Origin of the sequence: Streptomyces sp. NPDC058335, assembly GCF_042723915.1 — a bacterium.
Taxonomy (GTDB): domain Bacteria; phylum Actinomycetota; class Actinomycetes; order Streptomycetales; family Streptomycetaceae; genus Streptomyces.
On the sequence record NZ_JBHXHX010000011.1, the window covers coordinates 90,943 to 103,281 of the forward strand.

Here is a 12,339-nt window from a genome sequence, read left to right on the forward strand (position 1 = left end):
CTCACAGCATGGTCCGCATCGCGCACCATGCTGTGAGGCTGCGCAATGAGCATTGCGCAGCCGCTGCGCAGGAGACTGTGCAGCCCGTGGGCAATGGCAAGTTGGCAGAGGCGATCGTTTTCCTGCGCTGTCAGACGGCGGTGATGCGGTCGCACGCCCCCGGCCGCGCCACCGGCCCGGGTTGAGGAGACTGGTCAGACGCTGGCCGACTGGCCTGTCAGTCCTGGGGCGTAAAATCGTCCTGTACAAGCTGGCGCGGTTCGGCGTGATCCTTCACGCTGTACGCCGTCGAGGCAGACGAGGTCTGGGCGGTAGGTCAGCGCCGGGTGACGGTGTAGCCGGCGTCGTTGACATCGGCGGTCCATACATCGCGATCGAACCACTTGGTGATGTTCGGCTGTATCTCGGTGATGGTGCGCATCCTGGCTTCCCAGTCGTGTCCGGCCGGGCCGCGGCTGCCCTCGCAGCCGTCCTTGCCGTGGATGTGACCGGCCATCAAGGCGCTGACCAGGAAACATGCTCCGCGCCGCGTACCTCGCCGGCCGCCCGGCGTCGATCCGTGACGCTGCCCAGCCAGCCCAGCAGAAATCCGGCCGGCACCGTCACCAGGCCCGGGATCGTCACGTCCCAGATCCTGAAGTCCTGGTCGGGGAAGATCGACGCGGGTGTGCCGGACGTGTACGGCGACAGCACCAGCGCCGCGATGCTCAGCATCGTGGCTCCCCACAGGCACCACAGCGCACCGCGGGCGGTGAAGCCGGGCCAGTACAGGGCGTACAGCAGAACGGGCGCGAGGGCGGCGCCGCAGACGGCGAGCCAGAGCGTCGAGACGACCACCAGGTTCCAGTCGGCGACGACGACCGCCACGAGCGCGGCGACAGCGCCCGTCAGCGCCGCCGACCACCGCGACGCGGTTCCATCCGCCTTGTCCGCCGGGCGGCTCCCGGCGGTCTTGCCGTACGCGCCCAGCACGTCCCGTCCCAGGGCGATGCCGGCGGCGAGGGTCACATCCACGACGGCCGCGAGCGCGGTGAGGAAGAGGACGCAGGCCAGGGCCGCGACCAGGAGGCCGCCGCCGTCGAGCGCCCGCCCCAGCATCAGCGGCGTGAAGACCTGCGCCGACGGGCCTGCCTGGCGCAGCGCCTCACCGACGAGGGCCGCGGCGCCGACGCCGACGACGGTGAGCGCGCCGTACAGCAGGGTGAGTTCGGTGAGCATCCAGCGCCCGACGGTGCGGGCGCCGCGCGGGCTCTTCGTCGAGATTGCCCGCATGAGTACGGCGGGCATCGCCAGCGTGGCCATCGACATGCCGAAGGTCTGCCCGATCCGGTTCACGGCGCCCACCCACCCGTCACCGGTGTAGCCGCCCGGACGCAGATACGCCTCGCCCATCCGCGAGCCGTGCGCGGCGGCGTCGAGCAGCCGCCCGGGGTCCCCGCCGAAGCGGTCGAGCACCAGCACGGCAGCGACCACCAGCACGGGCAGGGCGATCGCCGACTTCGCGATCATCACCACGCCGGTGCCCCGGATTCCGCCACTGACGGCGAGCGCCGTCATCACGCAGCCGGTGACCACTATGCAGCCGGTCCGTGTACCGGGCTGCCCGATCAGCGCCGCGGCGACGTTGCCGACCACCACCAACTGCACGACCAGCAGAGGGAAGCAGACGAGCAGGGTCACCGCGCCCCACGAGACGCGCACGGCGGGCCCGCCGCTGCCGCGCGCGTCCAGCATGTCCGCGGCCGTCAACGAGGCGTGCCTGCGCAGCGGCTCGATGATCAGCACGAGGAGCAACATGACCCCGATCAGGCTGCCCAGCATCACGCCGAGGCCGTCGAAGCCGGACGTGGCGACCATGCCCACCAGTACGGTGACCGTCGCGACCGTGGTGGTGTCGCCGCCCATCGCGATGCCCTGCTGCCAGGAGCGCAGCCTGCGTTTCTCGGACCGTACGAGAGCCCGGTCGTCCTCGTCGGCGCCGGTGACGATGCACAGCATCAGGCACATCACGACGAACACCGAGAACACGGCGAAGACGAGGGACCGGGACGAGGGATCGAGCAGCGTGGTCACGACCACCTCCGGGCACCCGGCTGCGGCTCGAGCCGGTCGACCCGTCGCCCGTACACCACGAGCGCGTGCACACCGACGCCGAACGGCACCACGGCCAGGAGCACACCGAGGCTCACCGGCCCGGCGATCCGCGTACCGTACAAGGCCGGCACGAGGGAGGCGGGCAGCACATAGAGCAGCCAGGCCACGGCGATCCGGACGCCGAGCCGCAGCCCGACGGCCAGGCGCGCCGCCTCCTCGGCGTCGGGTCGCTCGCGCTCCGCGGGAGGTCGCCCGGCGGCTGCGAATGCGTCATGGTGCGGCGGCCCCTGCCAGGGCTGCGGTCCGAAGGACATGTGGGCGGCTCCGCTCACGTCGATCCGACACCCCGGAAGGGGTGCGAGTACGGGTGTGGGGGTGGGCGCGGAGTCAATCAGACACATGCACGTACCCGCAGGCCCCGGACGCAGGTCTGTTCGTCCGCCCAATACGGAGCCGTGTGGACGGTGAGCGGGCACTGCGTGATCGGGAGCGGCAGCAGTGGCCGGGACGAGCTGCGGCGCGAGCTGGGCGAGGACCAGGCGCAGAACATGCTGCGTGAGGCGCACCAGGTGCTGCCCACGCTGCCGGGCCGCCGCGCGGTCCTGCTGACCCTGCGGCGCCCTGCCGGAGGTCCGCCTCATCCGGCGCGGCCGATACGATGCCGGGCCCGGTCTCCGCCCCGGTGACGGGCCTGCGTCCAGCGAGAGGACCCCTCAGTGAGGCAGCACCGTTCCGCCCGTGCGGCGGTGTTCTCGGCCGGTTCCTGGGGCACCGCCGTCGCCAAGATCCTGGCGGACGCCGGCACCGACGTCATCGTGCACGCCCGACGCAGCGAGATCGCCGACGCGATCAACTCGACTCACCGCGATGACGGGGCGGGCTGGACCAGTTCCCGACCGCTCCCGCACGACGACCGGCCCCGATCCTTCGATCGGGGCCGGTCTCGGTGCGTCAACCGGCGACGGTGGTCAGGTTGCCGGGCACGTAGGATCCACCCTGGTTGTTGAGGATCACGCCGAGCCGGTTGGTCGCGTTGATCATGGCGACGAGGGAGACGAGAGCGATAGCCTGCTCCTCGTCGTAGTGCTTGCGCACCCGGGCCCAGGTCTCGTCAGTGACCCCTGCATATCCGTCGATGATGCGGGTGCCCTCCTCGGTGAGGGCCAGCGCGGCCCGCTCGGCGTCGGTGAACACGGTGGAGTGCCGCCAGGTGGCGACGAGGCTGAGCCGGGCCGCGTCCTCGCCGGCCGCGGCGGCGTCCTTGCTGTGGATGTCGACGCAGAAGCCGCAGCCGTTGATCTGGCTGGCTCGCAGCTGCACCAACTCCTGGGTGGATTTGGGCAGCGGCGACTCCTGGATGACCTGGCTGACGGCGTAGATCCGCTTTCCGACCTTCGTGCCGAGCTCGGTGTCGAACAGGTTCATACGGGTTTCCATCGGGGCTTCCTCACTCGTGGAATCGTGTGGCTGATGCCCATGAGGCGCCGGTCGCCGCGCTCCCGTGACATGAGGCGGATGTGACGTGGGCCACGGGGCGCGGCTGTCACAGAACCGGGGTCAGCGGCGTCCCGTGTACAACACGCACCATAGGTAGCGAGACAGAAGTCGGGAGCTGACGATGGCGGACAGGGATGCCGGTCCCGATGCAGGGGCGGCCACGACCACGGTCACGGATAGCTTCGTCGCCCACCGCAATCTGCTGTTCACGGTGGCCTACGAGATGCTGGGCTCGGCGGCCGACGCCGAGGACGTCCTCCAGGAGACGTGGCTGCGCTGGTCGGGCGTCGAGCACACCACAGTCCGCGACCCGCGCGCCTTCCTGGTCCGCATCACCACCCGCCAGTCCCTGACCCGCCTTCGCACACTCCGCCGCCGCAAGGAGTCCTACGTCGGCCCGTGGCTGCCCGAACCGCTGCTCATCGCGCCCGACGTGGCCGAGGACGTCGAGCTCGCAGACAGTGTCTCCATGGCGATGCTCCTCGTACTGGAGACCCTCACGCCGACCGAGCGTGCCGTGTTCGTGCTGCGGGACGTCTTCGACCTGGACTACGACGAGATCGCGCATGCCCTCGACAAGAACCCGCCCGCCGTCCGCCAGATCGCGCACCGCGCCCGCGCCCACGTCGCCGCGCGCCGCCCTCGCGAGACGGTCTCCCCCTCCCAGACCCGCGACGCGCTCGCCGCCTTCCAACAGGCGGTGGAAACAGGTGACTTGACCGGACTCCTCAACATGATTGCCCCGGACGTCGTCCTCCTGGCAGATGGCGGCGGAGTCGTCCGGGCCGCCGTGGAACCGGTGGTGGGCGTGACCGACGTGACCGAGGTCCTGGCCAGGCTCAGCGGCGCCCTGCTCCAACCGACCCTGGTCAACGGCCACCCGGCCCTGAGCATCCGCTGCGACGGCCGGATCGACACGGTCGTGGCCCTCCGTCTGGACGCCGGCCTCATCACCGGCCTCTACGCCGTCCGCAATCCCGAGAAGCTGTCACGCATGAACCGCGAGACGGTACTGGTGGGCTGGCGTAATCAACTGTCGCCAGTTCCCCGAGGAGCCCAGCCCGCTGGTGACCTTCCGTGATCCCTCGGGGCGTGTTCGCGAACCCTGAACGACGGCCCCGGGGCCGGTGGGAGCCGGGCATCGGCTCAGCGGACGGCGATCGGGACAACGATCGTGGCCATGGCCGCCACGGCGGTGATGCCAACGGTCATCGGCCCGCGTGCGGCGGGATGGCGGTACGCCAGGTATGCGAGGGCTCCGGGGACAAGGACGAAGGCCAGACCGAGCAGGATGAGAACGAGTAGGGCAAGCGTCGGCACAGAGGGCTTCTTCCGTGATCAGGGCATGCGTGTCTCGCATGTGGCGTGAAGGGTGTGCGGCTCCCGGGCTGGCAGCCTGGGCTACTTGGTTCTGCTGAAGGGCGCCCAATCGCGCGTCAGGATGCCGGCGGAGTGGGGCGTCGCTGCGCTGTTCGGCGGCGCTGTTCGGCGGCGAGCCTTTTGGCCTTGCGCCGGATCCGTTCGCCGAAGGCCTCCGGATCGGTGGCGCCGGCGACGGCCGCAGCCTCGGTCCAGGTGCCGCCCTCGCCGTACGCGTAAGCGAGCACCACCTGCTGCTCGGCGGGATCCAAGCGGTGCAGCATCGCGGTGACCCGTTCGTCCGTGAAGTCCGCGGTTGTCACCTGGTTCAGCACATCGACGTCGGCGGCGACCAGTTCGTACAGCGACAGCCCGTCGCCGAGCGCCGCGTCCAGCGACAGCACCCGCCCGTGCCGGGTCCGCCGCCGCCAGAGCGGCACCTGTTGCCGGTGCTCCCTACGGGCTTGTGCCTTGAGCGCACCGAGCGCGGTCACCGGCAGATACCCGGTGTCCCACAGGGCATCGCTCCAGCTTCCGACCAGCGCGGCCCTCAGTGCATTCCGCCATTGCGCGCCGCGTGGCAGTACGAGGACGTCCTTGGCAATGCCGTCCAGGTCATAGGTCATGATCTCTTCGTCCATAGCCTGCTGGCTGCTCACCAGCATGCCCACCAGTTCCTGCGAGGGCGGCGGTCCGGGCGAACGTTCGGTGATGTGCGCCGGGACGTCGGAGAGGCGGGCGCCTCCGTCCACGCTGAGGATCCTCACGGTGCCATCTGGGGAGGTCACCGCCGGGGGGTGCGGGACGTAGTAGTTACCAGGGCCCCTGACGGCTTGGTCCATGGGCTGGTAGGGCTCGTAGAGATAGTTCCACATCTGCCGGTGCGCTCCTTTGAGTGGGTGAGTCCGTTCTCCTCCCGGTCCCGGGGAGCGGGCTCACCGGTAATAAATCTTCTCCGCGCCGGTGTGATCCCGGGCATAGCGTGGGGGCGCCGCACCGGTTCGGCCCCGGTGTCCTATCCCTGACCCACGGTGCAAAGTAGCGACAGCGGCATGGAGGCGGTAGAACGTCACGACTGCCCGAACTGTGACGCACCCGCCGGCTCCGCCTACCGCACCCGCGGCGGGAAGACCGCCGCGAAGTACCACACCCCGCGCTTCGTCCTCGTCCCCGCGCTCCGCGAGGAACTCGAAGTCCTCGTCCCCGCCGACCGCCACCCCGGCCGCGCGTGGAAGCAAGGCCCGGCGCTCGCCGCCGTGCCCGCGCTCCGCACCGAGCGCCCGGTCCGCATCGGGTACGCGAGGACATCGACCGCCCGGCAGGAGCTGGCGAGCCAGCTCGAAGCCCGGCCTCTACTGGTGGGGCTCGCCTATTCAACTGTCGCGTGTTGGCCCATCCGGCTCCGGAACTGCTACTGCCCGTGACGTCTGGCAGGAGCGGGGCTGATGTCAGAGGGATCCGGTTGGATGAGCCCGTGACTGTCTATGACGTAGCCCGCCAGCTTCCCACCATCGCCGACCTGCGGGACCTGTGCCGCTCGCTTGCGATGCTCGACGCGATCCTGAGCCCGGACTGGGAAAGCCGGTACCACTCCTTCAACGCCGCTTGGGCTGAAGGCGAGGAGATGGCCTCGATGCGCAACGGGTCAGGAGACGAGTACTCCATCGCGTTCTCGGCGGCCGGGGTCTATGTCCGCGGCTTCAGCCATGAATCGCCGATGAGCCCATATGGCCAGGATGGCGAGCCCTGGCCGGGAGTGATCGACGACGTTCCCGATGTTTTCAAGACCTTCGTCGAGGAGCCGGCTTTCACCGACGAGGATGGCGTGCACGTCGTGACGGCCTGCTTGTGGCGGGAGGCGACGGATGATCAGTGGCACCACGGCACGATCGAATTCCCCTCGAACCGCGCCGACCCTGATGGGGCGACGGGTTTGTTCCAACTACTGGTCGACCGCTCACCCGAAGCGTTCCAGCGATTCGCCGAGGACTATTACGAGGTCTCTGTGGATCTGGAGGCGGTAAGTGACCTGTATGCCTTGCGGCCGCTGAGCCAGGAACTCGTGTCGTCGTTGAACGTAGAGGTCACCCTGGCGGACCTGGCCCAAGACATCTCCGAAATCGGCTATCCGCAGGCCCTCTGAGAGCCAATCCGTCTGCCCACCGGCACGTTTTTGCTGGTGGCTTCGTGTTCAGCGGTCGCCGGTTCCCCGAGGAGCCCAGCCCGCTGGCGATCTTGAGTGATCCCCAGGGGCGTATCGGCTCCATGTCCCGCCGGTCTCGTTGCGGAGCCGGGTGGTGGTCTTGTCGTGGTAGCCGAGGGCGTTGGCGACGACGGGAGCGGGCATCTCAAGGAGCTGTTGCCGGGTGGCGGCGCCGCGGGCGGCGGCCACTGGGACACCAATGTCGTTGAGGAGTGCGGACAGGTGGTCGGGGCGGAAGGGCTGGCGGCCGGGAAACAGCCAGGGTGATGCCTGGTTGGTGGCGGTGTTCATGTTGTCGCGGTCGGCGATGTAGTCCAGCAGGAGGCAAGCGGCCGGCTCGGGGACGGGTGAGGCCGGTTTCCCGAGACGGAGAAGTACTGCTTTTCCGTCCTGCACGACGTCGTTGACGGTGAGCCGCACGACCCGGGTGAGGGGCTGGGCGTAGAGAAGCACTCGGCCCCGACCACCCCGACATCGCTGACCCGTTCCACCGGGACCGGTGATCTTCGGAGTTGTACCCCGTTGGGCTGCTTGCCGAGCAGACCGCCGGGGCGCGAGATCACCGTCGTCTACCGCTACAGCCAGAACCTGGACGCCGCGCTGATTCCGTGGCTCATCGCAGGGCCTTGACCCGGACAGCACGAAGCGACCACCGACAGGGAAGGTGCCGGGGGTCACATCTGTGCGTGCAGAGTACGTTGCAGGCTTCTACGCCTTGTTGACGGCGTCTTGGATCACGGTCGCCGCACTCTTGGATCCCGGCAGAATAGCCAGGAGACTAGCTACCCCGCCCACCACGCCGCCAACAGCCGCGGCCTGGAGGAGGCTTATCTTTTCGTTCTTGTGGGCGGTCTGAGCCGACGTCGCGGCGCCGGTTTTATGGGGGGTGCGCCTGCGGTATGCGTCCGACTGTCGACGCGCAATCAGTGCGTGGGTCGTCGAGTCGGCTGCAGGCGCGGGCTTTGGCATGACCACAGGAGGAACAGCCGGTGCCGGAGCGGACACCGGATGCTGCGTGATCTTGTTCCAGACGTCCGTCCAGATTTTCTCCTCGCCGTCGTAGCCGCAGCCGCGGACGAAGGCGAGGAGTTGCGGCAGGTCGACCGGGGTGATGGTACGCGCAATGATCCGCTGGATTGTGCTGGTCGGCAGTACGAACGGTTGTTGGCTCCGGGTCTGAATCTCGCGGATGGTAGGTGCTCCGGCCGCTTCGTAAAACCATTCGAGGGCACGGCTCAGATCCCGCCGGTCGCTGATGAGTCAGGCCTGGGCGCGCTGAGTTCCTTGAGCCTCCCGCGCTCCAGGATCCGGGCCTCGACACGAAGCCTGAGTAGCGTCGGCAGTTTGCCGGGACGGCCGCACGCCTCGGTGAAGGCCACGAGCGTCTTCTCCTTCGGCGTGTACTTGCCGGAGGCGGCCCGCTGGAAGGTGATCCGCGAGATGCCGTCGACGCGCTCGCTCAGTTCTCCGCTGATCGTCTCGCTGACCAGCGGAAATCGTCACGATGTCACTCAGCTGATGCCCTTGCTGGACGCGATGCCCCGCATCCGCGGAATTCGAGGGCGGCCACGTCACGGACCCGGCCGGCTGTTCGCCGACCGCGGCTACGACTACGAAACGTACCGTCGTCTTCTCCGCGCCCGCGGCATCACACCGAAGTTCGCCCGGAAAGGCACCGCGCACGGCTCCGGACTGGGGAAGATCCGCTGGGTTGTCGAGCGGACCTTCGCCTGGCTCCACCAGTTCAAGCGACTCCGGATCCGCTACGAGATACGCGCCGACTCCATCACTCCATCGGTGGCCACTCTGAAAACGCTCAGTTAATCCGCACCGCCGTCCGGCCACGGCTGGTCGCCGACTATCCAGCGCCACCAACGCCTGTCATGCCAACTAGCCCACACTCAAGCCAAATCAAGGTTTACGACCGCCCCCGCCAAGGGGGGACTGACAGACCCCTGGACGAAGGGGGCCCCCTCCAGCCATCGACACTGGGTTTGCAAATGCTTTACTTAATTCGAGCAGGGATCACGCCCATCGCGAGCTGTCTGCGTCTTTCGCACTCAACAATCAGCCTCCTTCAGTGAACCCGATTCGAGTCAAGAACAAAGAGGAGAAGAACCGTCGTGAACCGCCGTGGATTCATGGCTGCCGGCCTTGGAGTTGGCGCAGCGTCCTTCATACCTGCTTCAGCCGCGCAGGCAACAACCCCTAAACCTTCCGCGCCCAGTTCACACCCGATGAGCACAGAGCGCCGCATGCTCGGCTCGCTGGAAGTCTCCGCCCTGGGAATGGGCTGCCAGAACTTCGCCGGGATGTACGGGCCGCCGACCGACACCAAGGAAGCGGTCCGGGTGATCCGGGCGGCCTATGACCGGGGTGTCACGTTTTTCGATATCGCCGAAGTCTACGGGCCGTACCTTGGCGAGGAGATAGTCGGCAAGGCACTGAAGCCGGTACGCGACAAGGTGGTGATCGCTACCAAGTTCGGGTTCGACATCGGTCGGGACGGCCAGATTCAGGGCCTCAACAGCCGTCCCGAGCACATCAGGCAGGTGACCAAGGAATCACTCCGGCGCCTGAAGACCGACTACGTCGACCTCATGTATCAACACCGCGTCGATCCCAAGGTGCCCATCGAGGAAGTGGCCGGGACGGTCCAGGAGTTGATCGCCGAGGGCAAGATCCGCCACTTCGGCCTGTCCGCTGCTGGCGGGGCGACCATTCGTCGCGCGCACAAGGTTCAGCGGGTCACGGCGGTGCAGAACGAATACTCCGTCTGGACACGCGATCCGGAGATAGAAGCACTGCGGGCCTGCGAAGAGCTGGGCATCGGGTTCGTGCCGTGGAGTCCGCTCGGAATGGGTTATCTGACCGGCACTGTCACTCCGATGATGGTGCACGGCCCCGCGGATCTGAGGGCTTCACTGCCCCGCTTCACTCCGGAGGCGCGTCGCGCGAACTGGCCCGTTGTCGAACTGTTGCAGCGTGTGGGAGCACGCCACCAGGCGACGCCTGCCCAGACAGCACTGGCCTGGCTGCTCGCCCGCAAGCCGTGGATCGTGCCCATTCCGGGGCCGATCACGCAGGGGCACATGGAAGAAAACATGGACGCTCTGCAGGTCCGGCTGACCACCGCCGACATCGCGGATATCGAGGACGGCTTCGCTCAGATCAAGGTGCAGGGCGCGCGATTGAGCGAGCCGATGCTCGCCATGATCGACGTCGGGGCCAAGCTGGGGACGAGCTCGGAAGGCGGGCACGGCAATTCGCCCCTGCCGTAAGCTTGGGAATTGCCATCACAGGTCACTCGACCTGCTGAGATCCCAGGAAACCGACGGCGCGTGACATGGCCGTTCTTCACGCTTCGAGAAGTCGAGCAACGAAGCGCGAAAGAACGGCCGCTTCCTATGAGGCTCCCCGTCGACGTGCGTCTCGGTCGGCCGCATCGACGCCGTGATGGTGCGTCCATCCCCTGGGAACAGGACGAAATACAGCCCGGACCGTTCAGCCTGCCGGACTGAGGTTCTCGGCGGCCTCACGCACACAGGCGTCGAGGAAGGCCGGGAACCGGGCGTTCAGTTCGTCGGCGCGCAGAGCGTTCATCTTGGATGTGCCCGCGTAGTACTGGCGGATGATGCCCGCCGCACGCAGGACGTTGAAGTGGTGCGTGGCGGTGAGCGGGCCATCGGCAGATCGAGGCCTCCGCATCTGACGTGCTGCCCGGCGCGGTACAGCTGGGCAGTGATGCTGCGGCGCACCGGATCCACGAGCGCGTCCAGCACCGCCTGGAGGGTGAACTCGTGCGGCTCGGGGTGTGCGGGAATCCGGTCGGTGTACTGGGTCACCCGTACCTCCTTCATGGCGGATGGCTGCTGCGATCCCCGCGTCCTCCGGCAAGACCAGCCGCCACCGCCTCAACCGCGGAGGCGGCCGTCAGGCCAACCACGCCCTCTACATGATCACCGTCAGCCGCATGGCCTGGGAGCCACGCACACGCGCCTACGTGGCCCGCAGGAGAGCGGGCCGAGCAGGGCCGCACCCAGCAGCGCGAGCAGTACGGGTGTGACGACGGCCTGGAACGTGACGCAGAACCAGACGATCAGGGAAACGACACCGCTCAGGAGGAGCACCAGTGCGCTGCCTGCGGCGAGGCGCCGGGCGGGCTCCGGCAGCGGGCTCTGACGGCTTTCCGCCCGGCTCCATCCCGCTTCTGCCGACTGACTCACGGATACGACCGTGGTGCGTATCACCGGTCGCGGTCGGTGCACCTGCAGGCGCCGACGGCGCGGGTGTCGCCCGCGAAGGTCTCTTCGAGGGGTTCCCCTACGGCTGTTCATGGTGTTTCTGTCTTCGCTCGCACTCGGCCCCCGACCGCGGCCGGCCTCGACTCCGCTGCAGCTCGCGCGCAAGCGCCTTCTCCTGCTGACGCCAGAAGTCCCGAGAGACCTCGACATCGGGAAACACCGCGTCAAACCCGTGAAAAGCCCCGGGGACGACGTGAAGTCCACACGGGACCCCGCTGTCGTCCAGTCGGCGCGCGTACTCGACGTCCTCGTCGTGGAAAAGGTCGAGGGTGCCCACTCCGATCCAGGCCGGAGGAAGGCCGCTGAGGTCCTCGCGGCGCGCCGCGGCCGCCGTACGGGGAGACGTCCGGGCCCGCGACGGCGTCGCCGAGGTAGGACGACCAGCCGTACCTGTTGCTCTTGGCCGTCCACAGGCGCACGTCGAGGGCGTCCAGGTCGGTTCGCGTTGTCGTGCGGTCGTCCAGCATCGGGTAGACCAGCAGTTGGAACACCGGACGCGGCACGGTCATGGGCGAGCAGCGCGCGGGCCGCGGCGATGCCGCCGCCCGCGCTGGCACCGCCGATCGCGATGCGGTCGATGTCGATGTGGAGGTGACGCGCCTGCGCGACCAGGCCACGCAGCGCGGCGTAGGCGTCCTCCACTGCGGCGGGTGCGGGACTGTGCGACGCCAGCCGGCGCGCTCGGCAGGGGGAACGATGTCATCAGGTGGTCTCCTCGTCGGGCGCGTTCGGAATCGTCCGGACACCCTGCGGGCGAACGCCGGACCGGTGGGCGGTCGTTTCACCCGCACCGACCGGGAGACCGTCACGCAGTTGTGCCAGGCCCTCGCGGACCAGGTCCGGCAGTGTGGCGCCGGTTTCGCCTCTGGCCCCGATCTCGAG

At 68.3% G+C, this 12,339-nt stretch carries 13 protein-coding genes and 5 pseudogenes; 7 read left to right on the forward strand and 11 right to left on the reverse strand.

All coding sequences use genetic code 11. The features are described from left to right. Nucleotides 1–316: 316 nt before the first annotated feature. From ACFWJX_RS22495 to ACFWJX_RS22505, 3 genes are read right to left on the reverse strand one after another with little or no spacing between them, the layout of a single operon-like run. The gene (locus ACFWJX_RS22495) at nt 317–496 is read right to left on the reverse strand and encodes a hypothetical protein (protein ID WP_383245931.1); all 180 of its coding nucleotides are present in this window, start codon (nt 494–496) and stop codon (nt 317–319) included. After that, entirely contained in the window at nt 496–2,073 is a 1,578-nt protein-coding gene (locus tag ACFWJX_RS22500; protein ID WP_383245934.1) for a transporter, read from the reverse strand. The genes ACFWJX_RS22495 and ACFWJX_RS22500 overlap by 1 nt, the downstream gene beginning before the upstream one ends. Further along, the gene (locus ACFWJX_RS22505; protein ID WP_383245936.1) at nt 2,070–2,408 is read right to left on the reverse strand and encodes a hypothetical protein; all 339 of its coding nucleotides are present in this window, start codon (nt 2,406–2,408) and stop codon (nt 2,070–2,072) included. The genes ACFWJX_RS22500 and ACFWJX_RS22505 overlap by 4 nt, the downstream gene beginning before the upstream one ends. A gap of 402 nt (nt 2,409–2,810) precedes the next feature. Between ACFWJX_RS22505 and ACFWJX_RS22510 the strand changes: the two are divergent. Continuing rightward, nucleotides 2,811–2,969 (forward strand): annotated as a pseudogene (locus ACFWJX_RS22510) (glycerol-3-phosphate acyltransferase); the annotation flags it as partial. Between the two features lie 76 nt (nt 2,970–3,045). Here the strand turns inward: ACFWJX_RS22510 and ACFWJX_RS22515 are convergent. After that, nucleotides 3,046–3,531: a carboxymuconolactone decarboxylase family protein gene (locus ACFWJX_RS22515; protein WP_383245939.1), complete on the reverse strand. Its 486-nt coding sequence runs from the start codon at nt 3,529–3,531 to the stop codon at nt 3,046–3,048. 181 nt (nt 3,532–3,712) lie between these two features. Between ACFWJX_RS22515 and ACFWJX_RS22520 the strand changes: the two genes are divergently transcribed. After that, nucleotides 3,713–4,672: an RNA polymerase sigma-70 factor gene (locus ACFWJX_RS22520; protein ID WP_383245942.1), complete on the forward strand. Its 960-nt coding sequence runs from the start codon at nt 3,713–3,715 to the stop codon at nt 4,670–4,672. A gap of 65 nt (nt 4,673–4,737) precedes the next feature. On the opposite strand, the gene ACFWJX_RS22525 is transcribed toward ACFWJX_RS22520, so the two are convergent. After that, the gene (locus ACFWJX_RS22525) at nt 4,738–4,911 is read right to left on the reverse strand and encodes a hypothetical protein (RefSeq protein WP_383245945.1); all 174 of its coding nucleotides are present in this window, start codon (nt 4,909–4,911) and stop codon (nt 4,738–4,740) included. A gap of 116 nt (nt 4,912–5,027) precedes the next feature. Next, the gene (locus tag ACFWJX_RS22530) at nt 5,028–5,825 is read right to left on the reverse strand and encodes a hypothetical protein (RefSeq protein ID WP_383245948.1); all 798 of its coding nucleotides are present in this window, start codon (nt 5,823–5,825) and stop codon (nt 5,028–5,030) included. Between the two features lie 177 nt (nt 5,826–6,002). Here ACFWJX_RS22530 and ACFWJX_RS22535 point away from each other — a divergent pair, with 177 nt between their 5' ends. Together ACFWJX_RS22535 and ACFWJX_RS22540 are read left to right on the forward strand one after the other, a co-directional pair. Further along, entirely contained in the window at nt 6,003–6,374 is a 372-nt protein-coding gene (locus ACFWJX_RS22535) for a hypothetical protein (protein ID WP_383245951.1), read from the forward strand. 50 nt (nt 6,375–6,424) lie between these two features. Further along, nucleotides 6,425–7,093, forward strand: a complete 669-nt coding sequence (locus ACFWJX_RS22540; protein ID WP_383245952.1) for a hypothetical protein — start codon at nt 6,425–6,427, stop codon at nt 7,091–7,093. 48 nt (nt 7,094–7,141) lie between these two features. Here ACFWJX_RS22540 and ACFWJX_RS22545 read toward each other — a convergent pair whose 3' ends face one another. Further along, nucleotides 7,142–7,606: a hypothetical protein gene (locus tag ACFWJX_RS22545; protein ID WP_383245955.1), complete on the reverse strand. Its 465-nt coding sequence runs from the start codon at nt 7,604–7,606 to the stop codon at nt 7,142–7,144. A gap of 1,014 nt (nt 7,607–8,620) precedes the next feature. On the opposite strand from ACFWJX_RS22545, the pseudogene ACFWJX_RS22550 reads away from it, so the two are divergent. Next, nucleotides 8,621–8,977, forward strand: a pseudogene (locus ACFWJX_RS22550) (transposase); the annotation flags it as partial. A 431-nt stretch (nt 8,978–9,408) separates the two neighbouring features. Continuing rightward, nucleotides 9,409–10,434: an aldo/keto reductase gene (locus ACFWJX_RS22555; protein ID WP_356596318.1), complete on the forward strand. Its 1,026-nt coding sequence runs from the start codon at nt 9,409–9,411 to the stop codon at nt 10,432–10,434. Between the two features lie 223 nt (nt 10,435–10,657). On the opposite strand, the gene ACFWJX_RS22560 is transcribed toward ACFWJX_RS22555, so the two are convergent. Further along, complete coding sequence (locus tag ACFWJX_RS22560) at nt 10,658–10,861, reverse strand: winged helix-turn-helix domain-containing protein (RefSeq protein WP_383245958.1); 204 nt, start codon at nt 10,859–10,861, stop codon at nt 10,658–10,660. 169 nt (nt 10,862–11,030) lie between these two features. Between ACFWJX_RS22560 and ACFWJX_RS22565 the strand changes: the two are divergent. After that, nucleotides 11,031–11,174: pseudogene (locus ACFWJX_RS22565) on the forward strand (transposase); the annotation flags it as partial. Here the strand turns inward: ACFWJX_RS22565 and ACFWJX_RS22570 are convergent. The 3 genes and pseudogenes from ACFWJX_RS22570 to ACFWJX_RS22580 form a co-directional block, all read right to left on the reverse strand. Further along, nucleotides 11,119–11,379 carry a hypothetical protein gene (locus ACFWJX_RS22570; protein WP_383246421.1) on the reverse strand — a complete coding sequence of 87 codons (261 nt, stop codon included), beginning with the start codon at nt 11,377–11,379 and terminating at the stop codon, nt 11,119–11,121. The pseudogene ACFWJX_RS22565 and the gene ACFWJX_RS22570 sit on opposite strands and share 56 nt — an antisense overlap. Nucleotides 11,380–11,476: 97 nt before the next feature. Next, nucleotides 11,477–11,809: pseudogene (locus ACFWJX_RS22575) on the reverse strand (alpha/beta hydrolase fold domain-containing protein); the annotation flags it as partial. 158 nt (nt 11,810–11,967) lie between these two features. After that, nucleotides 11,968–12,129 (reverse strand): annotated as a pseudogene (locus tag ACFWJX_RS22580) (alpha/beta hydrolase fold domain-containing protein); the annotation flags it as partial. Nucleotides 12,130–12,339 lie beyond the last annotated feature (210 nt).

What these genes read in the sequence shown, in the direction of transcription:
- ACFWJX_RS22495 (WP_383245931.1), bottom strand. Translation starts at nt 496, where the DNA reads ATGGCCGGTCACATCCACGGCAAGGACGGCTGCGAGGGCAGCCGCGGC.
- ACFWJX_RS22505 (WP_383245936.1), bottom strand. Translation starts at nt 2,408, where the DNA reads ATGTCCTTCGGACCGCAGCCCTGGCAGGGGCCGCCGCACCATGACGCA.
- ACFWJX_RS22515 (WP_383245939.1), bottom strand. Translation starts at nt 3,531, where the DNA reads ATGGAAACCCGTATGAACCTGTTCGACACCGAGCTCGGCACGAAGGTC.
- ACFWJX_RS22520 (WP_383245942.1), top strand. Translation starts at nt 3,713, where the DNA reads ATGGCGGACAGGGATGCCGGTCCCGATGCAGGGGCGGCCACGACCACG.
- ACFWJX_RS22530 (WP_383245948.1), bottom strand. Translation starts at nt 5,825, where the DNA reads ATGTGGAACTATCTCTACGAGCCCTACCAGCCCATGGACCAAGCCGTC.
- ACFWJX_RS22535 (WP_383245951.1), top strand. Translation starts at nt 6,003, where the DNA reads ATGGAGGCGGTAGAACGTCACGACTGCCCGAACTGTGACGCACCCGCC.
- ACFWJX_RS22555 (WP_356596318.1), top strand. Translation starts at nt 9,409, where the DNA reads ATGCTCGGCTCGCTGGAAGTCTCCGCCCTGGGAATGGGCTGCCAGAAC.
- ACFWJX_RS22560 (WP_383245958.1), bottom strand. Translation starts at nt 10,861, where the DNA reads ATGCGGAGGCCTCGATCTGCCGATGGCCCGCTCACCGCCACGCACCAC.